Consider the following 20,297-nt stretch of genomic DNA (forward strand, 5'->3'; position numbering starts at 1 on the left):
AAGGCCGGGCGGAGGACACCCTCCGCCCGGCCCGGGAATCAGCCCTGCGAGGCGAGCTGGTCGATCGTGTCGGCTGCGCTCTGCATGGTCTCGTCGAGATCGGCGCTACCGGTCTGCACCGCTGCGCCCCAGGCATCGCGGAAGGTCTGCCAGATCTCCGACGCGTTCGCGATGTTGGGCACGTCGACCGTCAGCGGCACCTCTTCGGCGAAGGTGGCGAGCAGCCGGTCACCGGCGAGATAGTCGGCGGCGACCTCGGTCAGGTCGGTGCGGATCGGGAACTGCCCCGTCGTCTCGAGCAGCGCCAGGTCGTTGTCTGCGTTCATCGAGAACTGGGTGAAGTCCCACGCGGTCTGCTTGTTCTCGCACGAGGAGTAGATGCCCACGTTCTTCGAGTCGCCGAACGTGTACGTCTCCTCGAGCGGAATGCCGTCGGCCGTGGGAAGCGGCACCACTCCGAACTCGACCTTGCCCTCGAACTGCGCGGCACCCCAGGGCCCCGCGATACCCATCGCCGCGACCCCGTCGGCGAACGGGCCAGCCCAGGCGTCGCCGGAGTAGGCCTCGGCCGACGCGTAGCCCTCGGCATAGAGCGTCTTCCAGAACTCGAGCGTCTCGAGTCCCTCCGGGCTCGTGAACGTTGCGGCTCCGTCAGCCACGAGCTGCTCACCGCCCGAGTTGGCCAGGAAGAAGGGGTAGAAGTCGAACAGGGCGTTCGTGTAGTCACCGGATGCCGGCGGGTACAGCGCGAAGTCCGCCGAACCCGCGGTCTTGATCGCCGCCGCGGCGGCCAGCACGTCGTCATACGTCGACAGGCTCGGGTTCTCGGCATCCAATCCGGCCTGGGCGAAGGCCGTCTTGTTGTAGTAGAGCATGAACGGATTCGCTTTCCAGGGCACCTGGTACAGGTCACCGTCGGGCGAACGGAATCCGTCTGCGGCATCGCCTGAACGCTCGGTGATGAATGACTCACCGTCGTCGAACGTCTTCGAGATATTGACCAGACCGCCCTGCTTCTGGAACGCGGGTACCGCAGCAGGCGCCGTGTTGTAGACGAGGCACGGCGTGTTGCCCGCGGTGATGGCGGCCGCGATCGCGTCTTCGGAAGACTTGCCCGAGGGGATGGCCTCGGCGGTCACCTGCGCGTCGGGATTCTCGGCGTTCCACGCGTCGACGACGGCCTCAGCCCACGCGATCTCCTGCTCGTTGGTCGAGTACCAGATCTTGATCGGGCCTTCGGTCAGCTCAGAGCCTGAGCCGGGACCGGTTCCACCACCTGCACAGGCGGTGAGCGGCAGGGCGACGGCGACGAGTGCGGCGGCCGCGACAACGGAACGCTTCATTGCGCGCTAACTCCTTCGTATGGCGCTGCCCGCGTCAGCGACGGAACTTCACTGTGATGCGGCTCCCGATGCGGTCATCGGCGACGACTTCGGCACGCCGGAACGAGTTCGAAGTCGCGTCCTGCCACGATTCACGCGTGCGGGCCGCGTTCGTCGTGACGGTGGATGCTGCAGTTCTAGTAAACCGGTTTGGTCGGAGACATGTCAAGGCGCAATACAGCCTCTCGCCCGGCAACTAAAACGGTCCATCCCGACCACGCCGGCGCACCCGCAGCACAGGATCCCCCCGGTCGATTCGCCAGGATCTGCGCATGCCTGGAGCCCAGGATCCGCCATACGTGGCGACTCGACGATCGGAGCACCCCGCAACCCCCTTCCGACCGCATCCCCTCCCCCGTAGCGTCGGCCGCATCCCCACGACGATGCGAACCATACGGAGGACGCGATGACCGATGTATCGAACCAGGGCCCGGCTGAGGGCGACGAGCGCCCCGAGCTGACCACGCGACAGGGACACCCCGTCTACGACAACCAGAATCAGCGGACGGTCGGAGCTCGCGGGCCCGCGACGCTCGAGAACTACCACTTCCTCGAGAAGATCAGCCACTTCGACCGCGAGCGCATCCCCGAGCGGGTCGTGCACGCGCGCGGCTTCGTCGCTTTCGGCTACTTCGAGGCGACCGGGATGTGGGGCGACGAGCCCATCTCGCAGTTCACGCGCGCGAAGCTCTTCCAGGAGCCGGGCAAGCGCACCGACCTCGCCGTCCGGTTCTCGACCGTCATCGGCGGACGCGATTCGTCGGAGGCGGCGCGCGACCCGCGCGGCTTCGCCGTGAAGTTCTACACCGAAGACGGCAATTGGGATCTCGTCGGCAATAACCTCGGTGTCTTCTTCATCCGTGACGCGATCAAGTTCCCCGACGTCATCCACTCGCTCAAGCCCGACCCGGTCACTTTCCGGCAGGAGCCGGCGCGCATCTTCGACTTCATGTCGCAGACGCCCGAGTCGATGCACATGCTCGTCAACCTCTTCAGCCCCCGCGGCATCCCGGCGAACTATCGCACCCAGCAGGGTTTCGGGGTGAACACCTACAAATGGGTCAATGAGCACGGCGAGACGAAGCTGGTCAAGTACCACTGGATCCCCTCGGTCGGCGTCAGCTCGATGACCGAAGCGGATGCCGCCGCCGTGCAAGCCGGTGATCTCGGTCACGCATCCCGCGATATGTACGAGGCGATCGAGCGCGGCGAGTATCCCGAATGGGAACTCCAGGTGCAGATGATGGACGACCACGACCACCCCGAGCTCGATTTCGACCCGCTCGACGACACGAAGGTGTGGCCCGAGAACGAGTTCCCGCCGCGTGTCGTCGGCAAGATGGTGCTCAATCGGAACGTGTCGAACTTCTTCGCCGAGAACGAGCAGATCTCGTTCGGCACCGGCGTCCTCGTCGACGGCCTCGACTTCTCCGACGACAAGATGCTGGTAGGGCGCACGTTCTCGTACTCCGACACTCAGCGCTACCGCGTCGGTCCGAATTACCTGCAGCTGCCGGTCAATTCCCCGAAGAACGCCTCGGTCGCGACGAACCTCCGCGATGGACAGATGGCGTACCACGTCGACAACGGCGGTGAGAATCCCCACGTCAACTACGAGCCGTCCATCACCGGCGGGCTCCGCGAAGCCCAGTACCCGACCCACGACGAGCAGGGGCCGGAGATCGTGGGGCGGCTGACGCGCAAGCGGATCCCCCGGACGAACGACTACACGCAGGCCGGACATCGGTACCTGCTGATGGAGGACTGGGAGCGCGATGACCTCGTGGCGAACTTCGTCGACCCGATCGGACAGGCCGCTCGCCCCGTCCAAGAGCGGATGCTCTGGCACTTCTACATGGTGGAGGACGACCTCGGCCGTCGCGTCGGCGAGGGCTTGGGAATCACGCTGGAAGAAATCAAGGACCTGCCGCCTCTGCAGTCGCAAACGCTCAGCGAGGCCGAGCTCGAGCGACTGCGCAATCTCGGGCACAACGGACCTCGCGACGTGGCGGGTCTTCAGATGACTCATTGCGTTCCCAATGCGCGCGCACAGGTGGCCTGAGCATCAGATAGCCACGACACGAAATACTGCGGTCACGTGGTGATGCAGAACGCCGTCAAACCGTTAATATGTCAGCCATGGCCCGCAAACAAATCACCCAGCTCATCGACGATCTCGACGGAACCGTTCTCGAGAGCGGCGAAGGAAAGCAGATCACCTTCTCGATCGAGGGACGCGCTTACGAGATCGACCTCTCGGACGACAACGCCGAGAAGTTCTACAAGGCGCTGGCACCGTTCGTGGACGTCGCTCGTTCGATCCGCGCGAACACGCCTTCGCGTTCGCGCTCCTCGCGCGCGAACAAGAGCGACCTCGACCTGACGGCCGTCCGTGAATGGGCGCGTTCGAACGGTCACACCGTCAACGAGCGCGGCCGAGTTCCGGCATCCATCATCGAGGCTTACCGAGCGGCCAACTGACCGCATCCCATCGCAGAAATGGCTCAGGCACCTCCAGGCCTGAGCCATTTCTCGTTCTCCTCGATGGACGGAGCATCCCATGACCGAGCCGCCATCCGGCGATAGCGATAGCGATAGCGCGAGCAAGAGCGGCGGTGCGAACGGGGTCGCGATCGGGATCGCGCTCGGCCTTCCGCTCGGCAGCGCCATCGGCATGCTCGCGTTCGACAACATCGCGCTCGGCGGCGCAATCGGCCTTTCCATCGGAATCGTGCTGGGCGTCGCGGCCGACGCGCGCCGCCGCGATCAGTCGGATGATGCCGATGCCGGCGCTTGATCACGCGGGTCACGGCGCCGCATGAAACCCCGAGTACGATCAGTCGTCGCGGGACGCCCGTGAACCCCGCCGCCGGCGGATGCCGAAAACCAGCGCCACCACCCAGTAGAGCGCGAGCAATGGCGAGATGACGGCGAGCACGATGCGGATGACGTCGCCGCCGTTGAGCGCCCAGGGAATCCAGATGGCCGACATCCCGACCCAGACGACCGCCTGCATGACGATAACCCCGAATGGGGTCGCGGCCGAAGCGGCTCCGATTCGCTCGAACAGACTGTGCACCCAGCGAACCTAACAGTCGATCAGGCCCCGTCTGACCCCTCCCCTAGCGTGCCGTCTAAAGGCTGAGCGCCGACCGGATCCCTGTGCTCGACAGATTCCTTGCTTCCGCCTGAGAACGGCGCAGAACTCCGCTTAGCCGCCATCTCTAAGCTGAGGTCGTGCCCGGCTTCTTCACACTGCTCTTTGCCGCGCTCGGCATCCTCCTCGCCGCCCGCGATCCACGACGACTGCTGCCGGGCGTCCTGCTGACGCTCGCGGCGAGTGCGCTCGTGGCCGAGGTGGCAGTTTTCATCCTCGGCGTGGGCCTCGTCCTGGCGACACTGACCGTTCCCGGGAACAGCGTCGTCTCGCTCGTGCTGATCTTCAGCATCCCCCTGCTCGCAGCGGTGGGACTCGGCGTCGCGCTGCTCGCCAACGGCGTGGTGATGATCCAGCGCGAAGGACGGTCGCTGGCGAACCGCCTCTCGCTCCTGGCCGGAGTCGGCGTCTTGGCCATCCTCGCGCTCGGCATCGTCGCCGTCACAGCGGGATGGTTCGAGCTCGCCGTCATCCTTCTGCTGCTCGCCGCTCCGATCGGCTACGTCGGCATGGGGTTCGTCGCCTACCTCTGCTGGTCGGCGGTGTACGCGCGCCTCGCGCGACGCGCGCCCGCGCCGGCAGCGATCGTCACCCTCGGGTCGGGTCTGCGCCGAGACGGGAGCGTGCCGCCGCTACTCGCCCAACGCGTGGCGCTCGGGGTCGAGACCCTGCAGCGCTCCCCCGGCGCGATGCTCGTCGTCTCGGGCGGCCAGGGCGCAGACGAACCGCGAAGCGAGGCGGCGGCGATGGCGGAGTACGCCGCAGAGCTCGGCGCCCCCGCGAATCGGCTGCTCGTCGAAAGTGCATCTCGCACCACCGAGGAGAACCTCACACTGACCCGCGCGATCCTCGCAGAACGCGGCATCACCGGCCCGGTGCTCGCCGTGACGAGCGACTATCACGCGTTCCGCGCCGCGACGCTGCTGCGCACCCTCGGCATGCCGGGCCACGCGATCGGCGCGCGCACCGCCCGCTACTATCGGCCGAGCGCGTTGCTGCGCGAGTACCTCGCCCTGCTGCGCGACCACCTCGTGCTCAACGCCGTCGCGCTCGGCGTCCTGATGTTGCCGCTCATCGCGTTCGTTGCGATGTCGCTGATCACTCTGTTCGCGGATTGAACGTCATCCCGCGGGGGTAGGCGAGATCCATCGACAGGCTCACGACACGAGCCCTGCCTCGGGCGAGGCTGGAAGCATGATCGAAACCGCACGATTCCTCGTCATCTCAGACGAGTGGCTGCCGCGCGAGTGGATGCCGGGGGTGGCCACATCCGTCGTCGTGGTGCTCGCCGTGATCGCTGCCCTTGCGGCGATCCTGTTCATCTCGAGCCTGATCTCGATCCTCGCTTCGCCGCGCTACACCGGCGGCGGCAAGCTGCTGTGGATCATCGGGATCTTCGTCTTCCCGATCGCCGGCCCGCTCGTCTGGTGGCTCGGTGGCCGCAAGGCTCGCATCCGCACCGACCGCGTGTGACCGGAAGCGCCCCGCCACGTCGTCAGACGATCGCGACGGCGTGCCCCGAGACGGTGATGCCTCCCTCGGCGGGGATGTCGACGGTCAGCTCCCCCGGCCGGCCGACATGGGCGCCCTGCTCGATGACGATGACCGCGGGGGCGTCGACGGCGCCGAGCGAGCGCAGGTAGGCCCCGAACGACGCCGCAGCCGACCCCGTCGCCGGGTCCTCCGTGATCCGACCGACGGGGAAGAGGTTGCGCGCTTGGAAACGATCGGATGCCGCGCGGAACGCAACGGTGATGGTGGCGGGCCACCCTCGGTCGTCGAGCAGCGCACGAACCGCGTCGGGGTCGAACGAGAAGTCGTCGAAGGTCTTCTGCTCTGCCAGCACGATGACCGGATGCGTGTTGCCCGTGTTCGCGAGCCGCGGCGGCAGCTCGGGGTCGAGGTCGGCCCGCGTGAGGCCGAGCAGACCGAGAATCGCCTCGAGATCGGCGTCGTCGAGGTCGCGGACCGATGGCTCGATGCTGGTGAAGGACGCGCGGATGCCGTCGTCGTCGCGCGAGACCGCGATCGACACGACGCCGACGGGGGTATCGAAGCGAACCGCGCCGTCTGCGGCGACCTGACCTCGCTCGGCGAGCGCGACCGCCGTGGCCACCGTCGCATGGCCGCAGAACGGAACCTCGGCGATGGGCGAGAAGTAGCGGACCGAGCGTGCACCGTCGGCGGTCGTGCCGGTGACGAAGGCCGTCTCGGCGTAGTCGACATCGGCAGCGATACGCTGCATGGCGCTGAGGTCGAGAGCGCCGGCATCCAGGACCACGCCGGCGGGGTTTCCGCCCTCGGGTCGCGTGCTGAACGCGGTGTATCGCAAGACCTCGGGCGTACTCATCCGTTCAGGCTACGCCCGCGCGTCGGTGGCACGCCGAAGCCGCCGACGACGCGGCGACGCTCAGCGCTCGGGCGACGGGGCGAGCCGGTACAGCACCTGCGGACGGCCGCGTTTGCCGTAGCGATGCGAGAGATGGATGACGCCGGTGTCGACCAGGTGCGTCAGGTAGCGGTTCGCGGTAGCGCGAGAGATGCCGCAGGCCGCGGCCACCTCGGCTCCCGTGAGCGCGACGACCGGGTCGAGGGCGGCGACGACCTGCGCGAGCGTCGGCGCAGCGAGGCCCTTCGGCAGGCCGGCGTGGTCACCACCGCCCGTCATCCGTCCCTCCCCCCGGTGCGATCCGGATGCCGCGACCGGCGCGGTTCGGATGGTGCCGGTCGACAGCAGCCGGTCGATCTCGCCCTGAGCCAGAAGCGCGTCACGGTCGCCGCTGACGATCCGCTCGCGGTCGGCGGCATAGCGTTCGAGTCGCTCGCTCAGCGCGGCCTGCGTGAAGGGCTTCACGAGGTAGCCGACGACCCGCGCCGCGAGGGCCTGACGCACGGTGGTCTGATCCTGCGACGAGCTGATGACCAGCACGTCGGGTCCGTCGTCGCCGAGCGTGCGCAGCCGATGGAGCACCTCGATGCCGCTGATGCCGGGCAGCCGCATATCGAGCAGGATCAGGTCGACCCCGGACCGGCTGTGCTCGAGAGCCGCCTCGCCGGTACCCGCGGTGGCGACGACGACGAAGCCGGGGGTGTCGGAGACGAATCCCGCGTGGAGGGCGCGCGCACCGCGGTCGTCATCGACGACGAGGACCCGGATCGGTCCGGTCATCGCGCAGCCTCCAGCTCGAAGGCGAATCGCGCTCCCCCGAGCGCCGATCTCCCGACCTCGACCGAGCCCGATCGGGCCGTGACGATTCGGCGTACGACATCCAGTCCTAACCCTCGACCGAGGCCCGTCGTGTCGGTCTTCGAGGAGTAACCGGGCGCGAAGATGCGGCGGGCGACGCGCGGCTCGACACCCGGGCCGTCGTCGTCGACCGAGCCCACGATGCGGGACCCCCGGCGGCCCAGCTCGCAGATCACATTCGCCGCGCCCGCCTCCGCCGCGTTGCGGCACAGGTTCGACACCACCGACACGACCCCCTCGTCGATGTCGTCATCGATGTCGAGGTCGAAGCGCACCCGAGCCCCGATCTCGTGCAGCTCGGCACGCACGGTCGGGATCATCGCGGCGAGCACGGGCTGGTCGTCGCGGGCCCCGTCGTCGCCGGCGCCGAGGGGGCGGCGCACGCTCGCGATGTCTTCGATGTATCCACGAGCCTCGTCGGTGTCGCCGCGCGACAGGAGGCCGTGGATGACGTGCAGCCGTGTGCTGAACTCATGCGACTGCTCGCGGAGAGCCGTCGCCGTCCGCCGCATCTGCGCGTGCTCCGCGGCGATGACATCCAGCCGGCGGAACCGGCGCTCGACCGCGGCGGTCAGGATCGAGCTCGCGAGCGTCGCGACGACGAGCGCACCGAGCGCCCAGGGCAGCAGGGCGCCGACGGCCTCGTCGAGCTCGCCGGCGATCTGCGACTCGAGCACACCCACAGCCACCATCCCGATGGGTGTTCCGTCCGAACCGCGCACCGGGACCTTCGCACGCAGCGACGGCCCCGAGGCGCCGACCTCCGTGCCGACGAACGTCTCGCCCGCGAGCACGGAGGCGTTGGCGGTCTCGACCTGCACGCCGCGCTCGGACGCGAGGGGGTGGGTGATCCGGACACCCTCGTCGTCGGTGATGACGACGTAATAGACACCCGCGGCCTCGCCGACGAGCTCCGCGATCGGCTGCAGGACCGCGGTCGCATCGGCCAGGTCGGCCGCATCCGCCAGGTCGGTCGACGACCCGGCTCCCGTGGCCCCGGTCACGGCCTCGCGCACCTCCGGAAGGTCGGCGAGGCTCGAGGCCACCTCGAGCACGCGTTCGGTCGTCGCCTCCCGGATCGTCCGTTCCTGCGCCGCGAGAGCGATGGCCACCGTGGCCGACAACGCCGCGAGGGTCACCACCGACGGGAGCACGAGCAGCACGAGGCGCGCGGCAGACGCTCTCACCGTGAACGGCATCCTGTCCACTTCCTCGTGCGATCGGACGCTGTCGGGCCGTGCCCGTGCGCATCTATGAGAACAAATCCCGCCACGCTCGGGGGCGGCTCAGCGAAGTGCCATCCTAATTCGATCTCGCGGAGACGACGATGTCCGCGCGAATGGAGTGATCATGACGCATAGCGCGACAGACGCCGGCGCGCGCCCGGCGCACCGTGGCCGCACGCTCGCGGCCCGCATCATCGGGGGCGTCGTCGCGGCGGCGGCCATCGCGACCGCTGCGGTCGGCTCGGTCACCTCGGCCGCCACCGGCCAGGAGATCAACGCCTCGATGACGATCATCGCCCCCGCGGCCGCCGGCGGCGGCTGGGACGGCGTGGCCCGCGAGCTGCAGCAGGCGCAGAAGGCCAACGGCCTCGTCAACAACGTGCAGGTGGTGAACATGCCGGGCGCGGGCGGGACGATCGCGCTCGGCAACGTCTCGGTGCTCGACGGTCAACCGGGCAACATGCTCGTCGGCGGCACCGGACTGCTCGCGGCGACGATCCAGTTCGACTCAGCCGCCAAGCTCAGCGACGTGACTCCGCTCGCGGTCGTCGTCGAGGAGTACGACGTCATCGTCGTGCCGGCCGACTCGCCGTACGAGACTCTCGACGACCTCGTGAACGCCTGGCGCGAGAACCCGAAGTCGATTCCGTGGACGGGCGGCGGATCGTTCGATCAGCTCGTGGTCACCGACCTGGCCCTCGCCGCGGGCATCGACCCCGTCGACACGACCTACATCTCGTCCGACGGCGGTGGTGAGGCCATCCAGGCGCTCCTCAACGGCACCGCGAAAGCGGCCGCCGGCGGCTACCCCGACAACATCGATCAGATCGAGGCGGGCCGGCTGCGGGCGCTCGCGCTCGTCGCGAAGGAACCGATCGACGGCATCGACATCCCCACCGCCGCTGAGCAGGGCTACGACATCTCGCTGTCGAACTGGCGCATGCTCGCGGCGCCCTCGGGGCTCGATGAGGCCGACGTGACCGCTCTGACCGAGCTCGTGCTCGACTCTGTCGCCACCCCGGAGTGGCAGGACGCGATCGAGCGCTACCGCTGGACCGAGCGGATCATCACCGGAGACGAGCTGACCGCCTTCCTCGACGACGAGGAAGAGCGCATCACGAACCTGTACGAGGAGATGGGACTATGACGTTCCCCCCGAACCCGACCGCGACCTCGGCCGTCGTCGGCGATCGCTTGAGGCTCGTCTCGGGCCCCGGCATCGCCGCCCTGCTCAAGGGGCTGACGATGCCGGTGATCATCGCCGCGTTCGCCACCTATCTGCTGGTGGGGATCTTCACGATGAAGGTGCCGGCGAACGCCGTGTTCCCCGGTCCCCAGTTCTTCCCGGCGATCATCGCCGGGGGGCTCTACATCTTCGCGGCGGCGCTCGTCGTCTCGGCGGTGAAGGAGATGCGCGAGACGAGCGCGGCACAGCCCGACATCGCAGCGGTCAGCGCCGACGTCATCGGCGGCGACGAAGCGGATGCCGAATCCGACGGGGCCGCTCCCGCCCGAGCGGTCCGGGTGGACGTGCGTTCGCTGCTGTGGGTCGTCCTGTCGTTCCTCGGCTTCGCCTTCCTGCTCGAGATCCTGGGCTGGATCATCGCGGCAGGTCTCCTCTTCTGGTGCGTCGCGCGCGCCTTCGGCTCGACGAGGCATCTCGGCGGACTCGTCGTCGGGCTCACGGTGAGCTCGATCGCCTACATCGGTTTCGACATGGTGCTCGGGATGCCGCTCCCCTCCGGCATCCTCGGAGGGTTCTGACATGGATGTGCTTCAGCTTCTCGGCGAGGGCTTCGCCGGCGCACTGACCCCCGCCAACCTGCTCTGGGTGCTCGTGGGGTGTCTGCTCGGCACCGCAGTCGGCGTTCTCCCCGGACTCGGCTCCTCGATGGCGGTCGCCCTGCTGCTGCCGATCACGTTCTCGCTCGACCCGACGGCCGCCTTCATCATGTTCGCGGGCGTGTACTTCGGCGGTCTGTTCGGCGACTCGACCATGGGCATCCTCATGAACACCCCCGGCCAGGCCTCGGCGATCGCGTCGACCTTCGAGGGCCACAAGATGGCCCTGAACGGACGCGCGGCCCAGGCACTCGCGACGGCAGCCATCGGCGCGTTCATCGGCGGCTTCGTGGCGTCGATCGTCGTGGTCTTCGTCGCTCCGGCCCTCGCAGACTTCTCGAGCAGGTTCGGCCCCGCCGAGTTCTTCGCGCTCGCGGTCTTCGCATTCGCGGCGACGTCGTCGGTCGTCACCGACAACGTCGTCAAGGGCCTCACCGCGCTGTTCATCGGCCTCGGCATCGCCGTCATCGGCATCGACGGCGTCTCGGGCGCTCCGCGCTTCACGATGGACTCCCCCAACCTGTTCGACGGCATCTCCCTCGTCACGGTGACGGTCGCGATCCTCGCCCTCGGTGAGGTCATCTACGTCGCCTGCCTCGAACGGCATACCTCGAACAAGGCGCTCATCAAGCCGACGGGGCGCCCGTGGCTCTCGCGTCGCGAGCTGAGGGAAGCCGCGCCCGCCTGGGCACGCGGCACCGCGATCGGTCTGCCGTTCGGCGTCGTGCCGGCCGGCGGTTCGGAGATCCCAACCTTCCTCGCCTACGGCCTGGAGAAGCGACTCGACGCGCGGCGCAAGAAGCCGCAGTTCGGCAAGGGCGCCATCCGTGGTCTCGCCGCTCCGGAAGCCGCCGGCAACTCCACGACGGGTATGGCGATGGGTGCGCTGCTCGCGCTCGGGCTGCCGATCTCGGCGACGGCCGCGATCATGCTGGCCGCCTTCCGCCAGTACGGCCTGCAGCCCGGCCCGCTACTGTTCGACCGGGCGCCCGACCTCGTCTGGTCGCTGCTGGCGAGCTTCTTCATCGCGATGATCGTGCTGCTCATCCTGAACCTCCCGTTCGCGATGCTGTGGGCGAAGCTGCTGCTGATCCCGCGCCCGTACCTCTACGCGGGGATCACGGTGTTCTGCGGCCTGGGCATCTACGCGACCTCGGGCTCGACGTTCGACCTGCTCATGCTGCTGGGCATCGGACTGCTCGGGTTCCTCATGCGCGCGCTCGACTTCCCGCTCGCGCCGCTGATCATCGGCATGGTGCTGGGGCCGCTGGCCGAGACGAGCCTGCGCGACGCGGCGATGAGCTCCAACGGCGACTTCTCCGTGCTCGTCCAGAGCCCGATCACGATCGTGCTCTACGCGCTCCTCGCGCTCGTGCTGATCGTCTCGGTGCGGGGCCGCGTCGTCGCCCGCAAGCGCGAGAAGCAGCTCGTGAAGAGCTGAACCCGGTACGGACGACGAAGGGCGGATGCCGCAGCACGCGGCGGCCGCCCTTCGTCGTTCTCCGCCGATCAGGCCGAGGCGAGGAGTCGATCCGCCGTGCGCAACGAGAGCGCCATCTGCGTCAGTCCCGGATTCGCCGACAACGCGCTCGGGAACGTGGAGTTGTCGCAGATCCACATGTTCGGGATGTCGTGCGACCGGCCCTCCGGATCGACGACGCCCTCTGCGGGGTCGGCACTCATGCGACACGTGCCGATCGTGTGCGCTGTGCGCGCGAGCACGCGCGTCTCACGTGCGCCCGCGGCTTCGAGGATGCGCGTCATGACCCCGACGGCATGGTCGTCGATAGCCGTCTCGTTCGGCCCGGGCGAGAAGCTGATCTCGGCGCGCGGGATGCCCCATTCGTCGGCCTCCTCCGAGAGGATCAGCCGGTTGTCGTCGGACGGGAGGCACTCACCGTTGATCCCGATGCCCGCGGAGAACTGCCAGGCGTCGAGGGCGTCCATGAGGTCCTGTCCCCAGAGCGAACCGCCGCGCACGAGCGATGTCGCATACGTCAGCGGCATGACTCCGAGGCTCTGAATGAGGTAGCCGCCCGCGAAGTCGACGCCCTCGGGCCGCACGAAGTCCTCCGTGATCGCTGCGGACGGGTAGCCCCGGTAGCCCCGGACGCTCTCGTCGAACCGGCCCCACACCTGCACGGCGCCGTGAGCGAGGAAGTTCCGCCCCACCTGTCCACTGGAGTTCGCGAGCCCGGTGTTCAGCAGCAGCCGGGGCGTCTCGATGCCCCCGCCTGCGAGAACCAGGGCGGCGCAGCGTTGCCGGTACTCGGCTCCCCCGTGCAGGTAGACGACACCGGTCACCCGACCGGCGGCATCCTGCTCGATGCGGTGCACCATCGAGTCGGGACGGATCTCCGCGCCGTGCGCGACCGCGACCGGCAGGTACGTGATCGCGGTCGTCGCCTTGTACCCGAATCGGTCTCCCTGGTGGATGCCGCCGACGTCGATGCTCGCTTTGCGCAGACCGTAGTGCGGCTGGTCGCGATCGCTGGTGATGATGGCGGCCGGAGCGTCCGTCGCGGTGATCCCCAGACGCTCGCAGCCCTGCAGCACGAGATCGGCCGGCGCGTTACGGCGGGTCGGACCGTCGAGGTATTCGCGCTGCGGATCCCACGGGTAGGGAGTGGGACCGCTGACGCCGATGACCCGCTCGACCTCGACGATGTACCGGATGAGTTCGTCGTAGTCGACCGGCCAGTCGTGGCCCTGCCCCGTCTCGCTGCGCAACGAAAGGTCGCGGCGGTCCGGGCGCGGGGTGAACGCACCCCAGTGCAGCGTCCCGCCGCCGACGCCCCAGCCGCTGTTGTTCGGGCCGAAGGCTGTGGGGGTGTCGCCGCCGCTGAACCGGTCGGACATCCAGTTGATGCGCGTCGCCTCGCGCTCATCGGGGGTGAACTCGTCCATCTCGAGGTTCGGTCCGGCCTCCAGCGCGACGACCCGCAGTCCGCGCTCGGCGAGCCTGCTGAGCAACGGCCCGCCGCCGGCTCCGGTCCCGACGACGACGACATCCACGACCTCGTCGAGGTCGTATCGGCGCATTCCGGAGAGGTTCATGCGGTGCGTCCTTTCACGGCGCCGAGGCGTCCGAGCTCTTCGGGTTCCCATTCCTCGCGCTCGCCCGCGGCCAACACGAGGTAGCCGGCGGGCTCCGGTCCGGTTCCGCCGGTCGCGAAGCCGGTGTAGCCGACACGTGCGAGCGACGCCGGGTGCGACAGCCAGACGCGGGCGAGGTCGTTACGGGCGTCCTCGAACCACAGGCTCAGCTGATCGGGGGTGAGGACCGTGCCGGAGGGGGCTTCGCCCTCGATCACCTGACGGATGACGGCATCCTGGGCGGCAGGTCCGCGCATCCAGATGGCGGCCAGTGCATCGAGTCCTGCCCGGTATGCCTCGGCATCGGTCGACATGCCGGTGGGACGCCAGCCGTCGCTCTCCCCCGCTTCGATCATGCGGTCGAGGCGGGCAGCGAGATCGATCGTCGCTCCGGCGCCCTGCGGGATGATGCGGCGCGCGACTTCGCGCAGAAGGGCGAGCTGCTCGGGGGTGAGCGCTCGCGGACGGTAGGCCGGATCGTCGACGAGCGCTCTGCGGGCGAGGGTGGCGCGCACGGCGACATCCGTCCGCGACGAGGCGATGACCTGCGCCCACGGCTCGGGAACGCGCGGGCCCCACGCGGCGATGTTCGCCGCGAGGTCGCGGACGGACGCCGCCACGTCCTCCGTCGCGGCCGCGGGCACCTCATGCTCTCGGATGCCGTCGGGGATCACCGTCCCCTCGAGCACGACCCCGGCAAGCCCGAAGACGCCGAGCGCGCCGCCGAGGATCCGCTCGACGAGATCTTCCGCGAGCCTGTGATCGTCGTAGCCGGCCACGAGGATCCACGGTGTGGTGATCTCGGCGTGGGCGATCTCCTCGATCAGAGCATCGGCGCCGAGAGCCGGGTCAACCGTGATCTGCCGGAACGGGCCGGCGGAATCATCGGACGCGTCGTCGAGCTGCGGTACGGCTCCCCGAAACGAGACGACCGCGAATGGGTGGGCGCTCACGGGGTGACCATGCCCCCGTTGACATTCAGCGTCTCGCCCGAGACGTAGCTCGACTCGGCAGAGGCGAGGAAGACGAAGGCGGGAGCGATTTCGGCGGGCTGGCCGGCGCGCTGGTAGGTGCTCTCGTCGTCGAAGGCCTGCATCTGGTCGTCCGAGACGCCGTCGCTCACCTGCAGCGCCGACCAGGTCGGACCGGGCGCGACGACGTTGACCCGGATGCCGCGGGGCGCGAGCTGCTGTGCGAGCCCCTTCGAGAGATTGTTGATCGCGGCCTTCGTCGCGGCATAGTCGACCCGGTCGGGTGCCGGCTTGTACGCCTCCAGCGAGGCGGTGTTGATGATCGAGGCGCCCGCCGGAAGGTGGGGCAGGGCGGCCTTCGTGATCCAGAAGTTGGCGAACACGTTGGTGTGGAAGGTGGCTGCGAACTGTTCGTCCGACAGGTCTTCCAGTTTCTCGACGGCGACCTGCTTGCCCGCGTTGTTGACGAGGATGTCGATACCCCCGAGGAAGTCGGCGGCCTCCGCGACGAGGGAGCGGCACGCCTCCGCGCTGGAGATGTCGGCGGCGATCGCGTGCCCGCGCACGCCGGCGTCCGCAATGAGGCCCAGGATGCGGTCAGCGTCGCGCTGCTCGGCCGGGAGGTGCACGATCACGACGTCGGCGCCCTCGCGAGCGAAGGCGATCGCGGTCGCGCCGCCGATACCGGAGTCACCGCCGGTGATGAGGGCCTTGCGTCCGAACAGGCGCCCGGAGCCGCGGTAGGTCTCCTCGCCGAGGTCGGGGACGGGATGCATGTCAGCCTGGATGCCGGGCTCGGGCTGGTGCTGAACCGGCGGCTCGACCCGGTCGTATCGGGCCACCGGGTTGTCGAAGGTGTACTGATCGCTGTGCTCCACGGGCTCACGGTAGGCCTCGTCCGAATCTCGGCGCGAACGCTTGCCAAAAGTCAAGGGAGGGGCGTAAAGCGGATCACGGACAGACGATCCGGCATCCGCGGCACGCGGTCAAGGCTGCGGCGACCCCGTGACGAGCGCGATGGCCGTGCCCACAGAGTCCGCCGCACCGGCGGCGTCCACGCGCGCGAGGGCGAACGCCGATACGACCAAACCCGTGCACGCGTCCGCGATGGTCGCGACCTGAGCGACGTCGAGGTCGGGGCGGCGCGCGGCCACGCCGCGACCGAAGGCTGCCCGGAGCTCAGCGCGGTACCCGGCGACCACGTGCGCCACGGCCTCGTCGCGCCCGATGGGAGCCGCCGCCGTGTTCACGAGCAGACATCCGCTCGATGCCGGCAGCGAGCTCGGCTGCCGGAGGGCGGCGCGCAGGCCGTGAAGGTACTCCTCCAGGGCACCCGGGGCGACCTCGTCGGCGACCAGCGGCGACAGCCTCGGTCGGATGATCTCGTCGAGGTAGCTCTCGACGGCGGCGTCGAAGAGGCCGCGCTTCGAACCGAACGCATGGTAGATGCTTGATCGATTCAGGCCGGTGACGCGCTCGAGCTCGGGTAACGGCGCCCCCTCGTAGCCCTGCTCCCAGAAGACGCCCCGCGCCGCGCGGACGACGTCGTCGCGGTCGTAACTTTGCGTTCGGCCCATGCGCCGCGCCCCCTTTTGTGTATCGGTCAGTTCAGTATATATTGAACCAAGCGATACAAAAAATGCGGTGTCTACCGCCGGAAGGGAACAGCTCATGATCATCGTCGGTCTTGCGCTCGCGGGCCTCGCAGCGCTCATCCACGTTTTCATCTTCTACCTCGAGTCCATCGCCTGGACGAGCAAGCGGGCGCGCGAGACGTTCGGCACCGGAACGGTGGCGCAGGCCGAGACCCAGAAGGCGCTGGCCTTCAACCAGGGCTTCTACAACCTGTTCCTCGCGATCACGGTGTTCGCCGGCATCGCCTTCGTCACGGCCGGGAATCCCGCCGTGGGCGCCGCGCTCGTGTTCACCGGAGCCGGCTCCATGGTCGCGGCGAGCCTCGTGCTGATCCTCTCCGATCGCTCCAAGGCCTCCGCCGCCCTGAAGCAGGGCGTGATCCCTGCCCTCGGCGTCATCGCACTCGCGCTCGGCCTCGCCCTCTGACCCGGCGCGCATCCGCGACTTCCCCTCGTCCGCGCCTCCGACCGAGTCCGCGGCATCCGTCACCCGACCCCTCACGAAGGAGCAGTATGACCCACGCAACCAGCACGCAGATTCGTCTCGCACGCCGCCCCCAGGGCTGGCCGACGCCCGACGACTTCTCGATCGAGCGCGTCGAGCTGAGCGAGCCCGCCCCCGGCGAGGTGCGCGTGGCGAACGAGTTCGTCTCCGTCGACCCGTACATGCGCGGACGCATGAACGACGTGCGCAGCTACGTTCCGCCGTACGCTCTCGGCGACGTGATCGCCGGCGGCGCGATCGGCCGCGTCGTGGCGAGCGCCTCGGACGACCTGCCCGTGGGCACGGTCGTGCTGCACCAGCACGGGTGGTCGGATGTCGTCCAGGCCGACGCCTCGACGTTCCGCGCCGTCCCCGAGGTGCCGGGCCTTCCGCTGTCGGTGCGCCTGCACATCCTCGGGATGACGGGCCTGACCGCCTACGTCGGCCTCACCGCCATCGCGCACATGAAGCCGGGCGACACTGTTTTCGTCTCGGGCGCAGCCGGAGCCGTCGGCACCGCCGTCGGTCAGATCGCCAAGCTGCTCGGAGCGGGCCGGGTCATCGGCTCGGCCGGCTCTGCGGAGAAGGTCGCGCTGCTCACCGAGAAGTACGGCTACGACGCAGCCTTCAACTACAAGGACGCGCCCGTCCGCGAGCAGCTCGCCGCGCACGCCCCCGACGGCGTCGACGTGTTCTTCGACAACGTGGGTGGCGACCACCTCGAGGCCGCGCTCGACGTCATGAACACCGGCGGACGCCTCGCTCTCTGCGGCGCGATCACCGGCTACAACACCACCGAGAAGACGCCCGGGCCCGACAACATGGCCAACATGATCACCCGCGGTCTCACCGCGACGGGCTTCACGCTCGCCGCCTACCTGCACCTCGCGCCGGAGTTCACCGAGAGGATGACCGCCTGGTTCGCGGAGGGCAAGATCGCCTACGACGAGACCGTCGTCGACGGCATCGAGAACACCGTCGAAGCGTTCCTGGCAATGATGCGCGGTGCCAACACCGGCAAGATGCTCGTGCGGACCTCCGCGCGGTAAGCCCTCGACCCGACCGAAAAGGCGGTGACGCTCCGCGCGTCACCGCCTTTCGCGTCGGCTCGGCGACGGAAGGGGGGCGTGAACGAGAGGGTTCAGCGCGATGAGGCCGCCGCGGTCGACGTCGTCTCCGCGTCGGTCGTCGCCGACCTCCGCCGGTCGCGAATGCGCAGAGCGAAGCTCGTGCCGTCCGCGAAGGTCGAGTTGGCGAGCCCGATGTCGCCGAGCACGGGCGACAGGAGAAGCGGCAGGAAGGTGATCGCCACACCGTTCACGAAGGCGCCCGGGACGGCGCCTCGACGACCACCGACGGCCTTGCCGATGACGCCCGACGGAGCACCCGTCATGAAGTGTGCGACGACGCCGGGGATGACGATCGCGGTGCCGAGCGCGGCCATCCCGAGCATGCCGACAATGCCGCCGACGAAGCTCGCGAGGAACCCGATGAGCACCGCGTTCGGGGCGAAGGGGAAGACGATCGGCACGTCGAGCGCGGGCTTGGCGTTCTTCACGAGCTTCTCGGAGATGCCCTCAAAGGCGGGCACGATCTCGGCGAGCACGACGCGCACACCGGCGAGGATGATGAAGACGCCGGCCGAGAACGTCGCGGCCTGCAGGGCGAGGAAGACGATTCGCCGAACCGACGGAAAGGGCGGTGGTGCTTCGCGCATCACCGCCCTTTCCGTCGGGTGGGCGTCCGTCAGGGCCGCGGCGCCGCGACGGGAGCCGGCCGGCGGACGAAGAACGTCAGCACCACCGCCGCCGAGGCGATGCAGGCGCCGGTGACGAACGCCGTGTGCACCCCCGTCGCGGTCGCGGCGACGGCATCCATCCCTCCGGCGACAGCCGATGCGGCACCGACCGACATCAGGGTCACGAACAGAGCGGTTCCGGCTGCGCCGGCGACCTGCTGCAGTGTGCTCACCGTCGCGCTGCCGTGGGAGTACAGCCGCACCGGCAGCGAGCCCAGCGCCGAGGTGAGCAGCGGCGTGAACACACACCCCAGGCCGAGGTTGAGGCCCATGTGGACAGCGATGATCGAGGCGATCGGGGTTCCGACTCCGAACGTCGTCATGCCCCACAGCGCGGATGCCGCGACGATCATGCCCGGGATGACCAGCGGGGTCGGGCCGAACCGGTCGAACAGCGCGCCGACCACGGGAGCGATGAGCCCCATGAGCACGCCGCCGGGCAGCAGCATCAGGCCCACGGTCAGGGTGTCGAGACCGAGCACCTGCTGCAGGTAGAGCGGCAGCAGGATGAGCGATCCGAACAGCGCCGACATCACGACCACGACCAGCACGACGGCGAGGCTGAACGGCCGCGACTGGAAGGTCCGCAGGTCGAGCAAGGCCGCATCGGTGCGCTGCAGCTTCAGCTGACGCACGACGAAGGCGGCGAGCGACAAGGCACCCACGACGAGGGGTATCCACACCGGGACCGGTGCGTGGCCGGTCGCCGACTCCCCGATCGAGCTCAACCCGAAGATCAGCCCGCCGAAGCCGAGAGCGGAGAGCACGACGGATCCGACGTCGAAGCGCGCCTCGCGTGTCTCGGTGACGTTCTGCACCCAGATCGCGCCGAGGCCGAGCGCCAGCAGCGCGATCGGAAGGACGAGCCAGAACATCCAGCGCCAGTCGAGCACCGACAGGATCAGACCCGAGACGGTCGGTCCGATCGCCGGGGCGACGGCGATGACGATGCTGATGACGCCCATCATCCGCCCGCGACGAGCGGGTTCGACCACATTCAGGACGGTGGTCATGAGCAGCGGCATCATGATGGCGGTGCCGGAGGCCTGCACGACACGACCGGTGAGCAGCATCCCGAAGCCCGGCGCGAGCGCCGCGATCAGCGTGCCCGCGGCGAACAGCGACATCGCGGTGAAGAAGACGCCGCGGATCGGGAAGCGTGCGAGCACGTAGCCCGTCAGAGGGATGACGACGGCCATCGTCAGGAGGAATCCGGTGGTCAGCCACTGCGCGGTCGCGGCGGTGATCTGCAGGTCGACCATGAGCCGCGGCAGCGCGACACCCATGATCGTCTCGTTCAGGATGACCACGAACGCCGAGGCGACGAGCAGTGCGATGACGGGGCCGGTGCGCACAGTCGTCGCGCGGGAGGCAGGAGGTGTCGGGATGGCTGAGGTATCGGGATGCTGCTGCTCAAGTGTCACTGACTGATCATATGGCAGTCTCTGCCACATTGGCGC

General features: G+C 68.8%; 21 protein-coding genes. 10 read left to right on the forward strand and 11 right to left on the reverse strand.

Features of this window, described 5'->3' with window-relative positions; all coding sequences use genetic code 11:
• Positions 1-38 precede the first annotated feature (38 nt).
• Entirely contained in the window at positions 39-1,343 is a 1,305-nt protein-coding gene (locus tag O1W71_RS09495) for an ABC transporter substrate-binding protein (protein WP_269267622.1), read from the reverse strand.
• Between the two features lie 445 nt (positions 1,344-1,788).
• Between O1W71_RS09495 and O1W71_RS09500 the strand changes: the two genes are divergently transcribed.
• The 3 genes from O1W71_RS09500 to O1W71_RS09510 all read left to right on the forward strand — a co-directional run bounded on the left by O1W71_RS09500 (position 1,789) and on the right by O1W71_RS09510 (position 4,179).
• A complete protein-coding gene (locus O1W71_RS09500; RefSeq protein ID WP_269267623.1) occupies positions 1,789-3,444 on the forward strand; it encodes a catalase in 1,656 nt (551 codons plus the stop codon).
• 77 nt (positions 3,445-3,521) lie between these two features.
• Positions 3,522-3,863: a histone-like nucleoid-structuring protein Lsr2 gene (locus O1W71_RS09505; RefSeq protein ID WP_269267624.1), complete on the forward strand. Its 342-nt coding sequence runs from the start codon at positions 3,522-3,524 to the stop codon at positions 3,861-3,863.
• Positions 3,864-3,942: 79 nt separating this feature from the next.
• Positions 3,943-4,179, forward strand: coding sequence for a hypothetical protein (locus O1W71_RS09510; RefSeq protein WP_269267625.1), 237 nt, complete (start codon positions 3,943-3,945; stop codon positions 4,177-4,179).
• A gap of 39 nt (positions 4,180-4,218) precedes the next feature.
• Here O1W71_RS09510 and O1W71_RS09515 read toward each other — a convergent pair whose 3' ends face one another.
• Positions 4,219-4,461, reverse strand: a complete 243-nt coding sequence (locus O1W71_RS09515) for a hypothetical protein (RefSeq protein WP_269267626.1) — start codon at positions 4,459-4,461, stop codon at positions 4,219-4,221.
• A 158-nt stretch (positions 4,462-4,619) separates the two neighbouring features.
• On the opposite strand from O1W71_RS09515, the gene O1W71_RS09520 reads away from it, so the two are divergent.
• Together O1W71_RS09520 and O1W71_RS09525 are read left to right on the forward strand one after the other, a co-directional pair.
• Positions 4,620-5,657 carry a YdcF family protein gene (locus tag O1W71_RS09520; protein ID WP_269267627.1) on the forward strand — a complete coding sequence of 346 codons (1,038 nt, stop codon included), beginning with the start codon at positions 4,620-4,622 and terminating at the stop codon, positions 5,655-5,657.
• A 76-nt stretch (positions 5,658-5,733) separates the two neighbouring features.
• Positions 5,734-6,012, forward strand: a complete 279-nt coding sequence (locus tag O1W71_RS09525) for a PLDc N-terminal domain-containing protein (protein WP_269267628.1) — start codon at positions 5,734-5,736, stop codon at positions 6,010-6,012.
• A gap of 22 nt (positions 6,013-6,034) precedes the next feature.
• Here the strand turns inward: O1W71_RS09525 and O1W71_RS09530 are convergent, their stop codons facing one another.
• Genes O1W71_RS09530 through O1W71_RS09540 form a run of 3 tightly spaced genes read right to left on the reverse strand, consistent with a single transcriptional unit; the run spans position 6,035 to position 8,985 of the window.
• On the reverse strand, positions 6,035-6,889 hold the full coding sequence (locus O1W71_RS09530; protein WP_269267629.1) for a PhzF family phenazine biosynthesis protein: 855 nt from the start codon (positions 6,887-6,889) through the stop codon (positions 6,035-6,037).
• Between the two features lie 60 nt (positions 6,890-6,949).
• The gene (locus O1W71_RS09535) at positions 6,950-7,708 is read right to left on the reverse strand and encodes a response regulator (RefSeq protein ID WP_112617160.1); all 759 of its coding nucleotides are present in this window, start codon (positions 7,706-7,708) and stop codon (positions 6,950-6,952) included.
• On the reverse strand, positions 7,705-8,985 hold the full coding sequence (locus O1W71_RS09540) for a sensor histidine kinase (RefSeq protein WP_269267630.1): 1,281 nt from the start codon (positions 8,983-8,985) through the stop codon (positions 7,705-7,707). The genes O1W71_RS09535 and O1W71_RS09540 overlap by 4 nt, the downstream gene beginning before the upstream one ends.
• A 151-nt stretch (positions 8,986-9,136) precedes the next feature.
• On the opposite strand from O1W71_RS09540, the gene O1W71_RS09545 reads away from it, so the two are divergent.
• From O1W71_RS09545 to O1W71_RS09555, 3 genes are read left to right on the forward strand one after another with little or no spacing between them, the layout of a single operon-like run.
• Positions 9,137-10,159, forward strand: a complete 1,023-nt coding sequence (locus tag O1W71_RS09545) for a tripartite tricarboxylate transporter substrate binding protein (RefSeq protein WP_269267631.1) — start codon at positions 9,137-9,139, stop codon at positions 10,157-10,159.
• Positions 10,156-10,776, forward strand: a complete 621-nt coding sequence (locus O1W71_RS09550) for a tripartite tricarboxylate transporter TctB family protein (RefSeq protein ID WP_269267632.1) — start codon at positions 10,156-10,158, stop codon at positions 10,774-10,776. The genes O1W71_RS09545 and O1W71_RS09550 overlap by 4 nt, the downstream gene beginning before the upstream one ends.
• A gap of 1 nt (position 10,777) precedes the next feature.
• Positions 10,778-12,295, forward strand: a complete 1,518-nt coding sequence (locus tag O1W71_RS09555) for a tripartite tricarboxylate transporter permease (protein ID WP_269267633.1) — start codon at positions 10,778-10,780, stop codon at positions 12,293-12,295.
• A gap of 68 nt (positions 12,296-12,363) precedes the next feature.
• Here O1W71_RS09555 and O1W71_RS09560 read toward each other — a convergent pair whose 3' ends face one another.
• The 4 genes from O1W71_RS09560 to O1W71_RS09575 all read right to left on the reverse strand — a co-directional run bounded on the left by O1W71_RS09560 (position 12,364) and on the right by O1W71_RS09575 (position 16,498).
• Complete coding sequence (locus O1W71_RS09560; protein ID WP_269267634.1) at positions 12,364-13,911, reverse strand: GMC family oxidoreductase; 1,548 nt, start codon at positions 13,909-13,911, stop codon at positions 12,364-12,366.
• Positions 13,908-14,903 (reverse strand): gluconate 2-dehydrogenase subunit 3 family protein, encoded by a 996-nt coding sequence (locus tag O1W71_RS09565; RefSeq protein WP_269267635.1) that lies wholly within the window; start codon positions 14,901-14,903, stop codon positions 13,908-13,910. The genes O1W71_RS09560 and O1W71_RS09565 overlap by 4 nt, the downstream gene beginning before the upstream one ends.
• Positions 14,900-15,799 carry an SDR family oxidoreductase gene (locus O1W71_RS09570; RefSeq protein WP_269267636.1) on the reverse strand — a complete coding sequence of 300 codons (900 nt, stop codon included), beginning with the start codon at positions 15,797-15,799 and terminating at the stop codon, positions 14,900-14,902. Before O1W71_RS09570 ends, O1W71_RS09565 begins: the two co-directional genes overlap by 4 nt.
• A 108-nt stretch (positions 15,800-15,907) precedes the next feature.
• Complete coding sequence (locus O1W71_RS09575; protein WP_269267637.1) at positions 15,908-16,498, reverse strand: TetR/AcrR family transcriptional regulator; 591 nt, start codon at positions 16,496-16,498, stop codon at positions 15,908-15,910.
• A gap of 94 nt (positions 16,499-16,592) precedes the next feature.
• On the opposite strand from O1W71_RS09575, the gene O1W71_RS09580 reads away from it, so the two are divergent.
• Complete coding sequence (locus tag O1W71_RS09580) at positions 16,593-16,982, forward strand: DUF1304 domain-containing protein (protein ID WP_269268031.1); 390 nt, start codon at positions 16,593-16,595, stop codon at positions 16,980-16,982.
• A gap of 86 nt (positions 16,983-17,068) precedes the next feature.
• Positions 17,069-18,088 (forward strand): NADP-dependent oxidoreductase, encoded by a 1,020-nt coding sequence (locus O1W71_RS09585; protein WP_269267638.1) that lies wholly within the window; start codon positions 17,069-17,071, stop codon positions 18,086-18,088.
• 92 nt (positions 18,089-18,180) lie between these two features.
• Here the strand turns inward: O1W71_RS09585 and O1W71_RS09590 are convergent, their stop codons facing one another.
• Positions 18,181-18,756: a PTS transporter subunit IIC gene (locus tag O1W71_RS09590; RefSeq protein ID WP_442924163.1), complete on the reverse strand. Its 576-nt coding sequence runs from the start codon at positions 18,754-18,756 to the stop codon at positions 18,181-18,183.
• A 29-nt stretch (positions 18,757-18,785) separates the two neighbouring features.
• Positions 18,786-20,291 (reverse strand): DHA2 family efflux MFS transporter permease subunit, encoded by a 1,506-nt coding sequence (locus O1W71_RS09595; protein WP_442924165.1) that lies wholly within the window; start codon positions 20,289-20,291, stop codon positions 18,786-18,788.
• Positions 20,292-20,297: the final 6 nt, after the last annotated feature.

Source organism: Microbacterium sp. H37-C3, assembly GCF_027157935.1.
GTDB classification, from domain to species: domain Bacteria; phylum Actinomycetota; class Actinomycetes; order Actinomycetales; family Microbacteriaceae; genus Microbacterium; species Microbacterium plantarum.

Bases quoted from the DNA above. Each gene is read 5' to 3' on its own strand.
- O1W71_RS09545 (WP_269267631.1), top strand. From the start codon at position 9,137: ATGACGCATAGCGCGACAGACGCCGGCGCGCGCCCGGCGCACCGTGGC.
- O1W71_RS09555 (WP_269267633.1), top strand. From the start codon at position 10,778: ATGGATGTGCTTCAGCTTCTCGGCGAGGGCTTCGCCGGCGCACTGACC.
- O1W71_RS09595 (WP_442924165.1), bottom strand. From the start codon at position 20,291: ATGTGGCAGAGACTGCCATATGATCAGTCAGTGACACTTGAGCAGCAG.
- O1W71_RS09525 (WP_269267628.1), top strand. From the start codon at position 5,734: ATGATCGAAACCGCACGATTCCTCGTCATCTCAGACGAGTGGCTGCCG.
- O1W71_RS09580 (WP_269268031.1), top strand. From the start codon at position 16,593: ATGATCATCGTCGGTCTTGCGCTCGCGGGCCTCGCAGCGCTCATCCAC.
- O1W71_RS09585 (WP_269267638.1), top strand. From the start codon at position 17,069: ATGACCCACGCAACCAGCACGCAGATTCGTCTCGCACGCCGCCCCCAG.
- O1W71_RS09510 (WP_269267625.1), top strand. From the start codon at position 3,943: ATGACCGAGCCGCCATCCGGCGATAGCGATAGCGATAGCGCGAGCAAG.
- O1W71_RS09495 (WP_269267622.1), bottom strand. From the start codon at position 1,343: ATGAAGCGTTCCGTTGTCGCGGCCGCCGCACTCGTCGCCGTCGCCCTG.
- O1W71_RS09535 (WP_112617160.1), bottom strand. From the start codon at position 7,708: ATGACCGGACCGATCCGGGTCCTCGTCGTCGATGACGACCGCGGTGCG.
- O1W71_RS09505 (WP_269267624.1), top strand. From the start codon at position 3,522: ATGGCCCGCAAACAAATCACCCAGCTCATCGACGATCTCGACGGAACC.
- O1W71_RS09560 (WP_269267634.1), bottom strand. From the start codon at position 13,911: ATGAACCTCTCCGGAATGCGCCGATACGACCTCGACGAGGTCGTGGAT.
- O1W71_RS09500 (WP_269267623.1), top strand. From the start codon at position 1,789: ATGACCGATGTATCGAACCAGGGCCCGGCTGAGGGCGACGAGCGCCCC.
- O1W71_RS09530 (WP_269267629.1), bottom strand. From the start codon at position 6,889: ATGAGTACGCCCGAGGTCTTGCGATACACCGCGTTCAGCACGCGACCC.
- O1W71_RS09590 (WP_442924163.1), bottom strand. From the start codon at position 18,756: ATGCGCGAAGCACCACCGCCCTTTCCGTCGGTTCGGCGAATCGTCTTC.
- O1W71_RS09575 (WP_269267637.1), bottom strand. From the start codon at position 16,498: ATGGGCCGAACGCAAAGTTACGACCGCGACGACGTCGTCCGCGCGGCG.
- O1W71_RS09540 (WP_269267630.1), bottom strand. From the start codon at position 8,985: ATGCCGTTCACGGTGAGAGCGTCTGCCGCGCGCCTCGTGCTGCTCGTG.
- O1W71_RS09550 (WP_269267632.1), top strand. From the start codon at position 10,156: ATGACGTTCCCCCCGAACCCGACCGCGACCTCGGCCGTCGTCGGCGAT.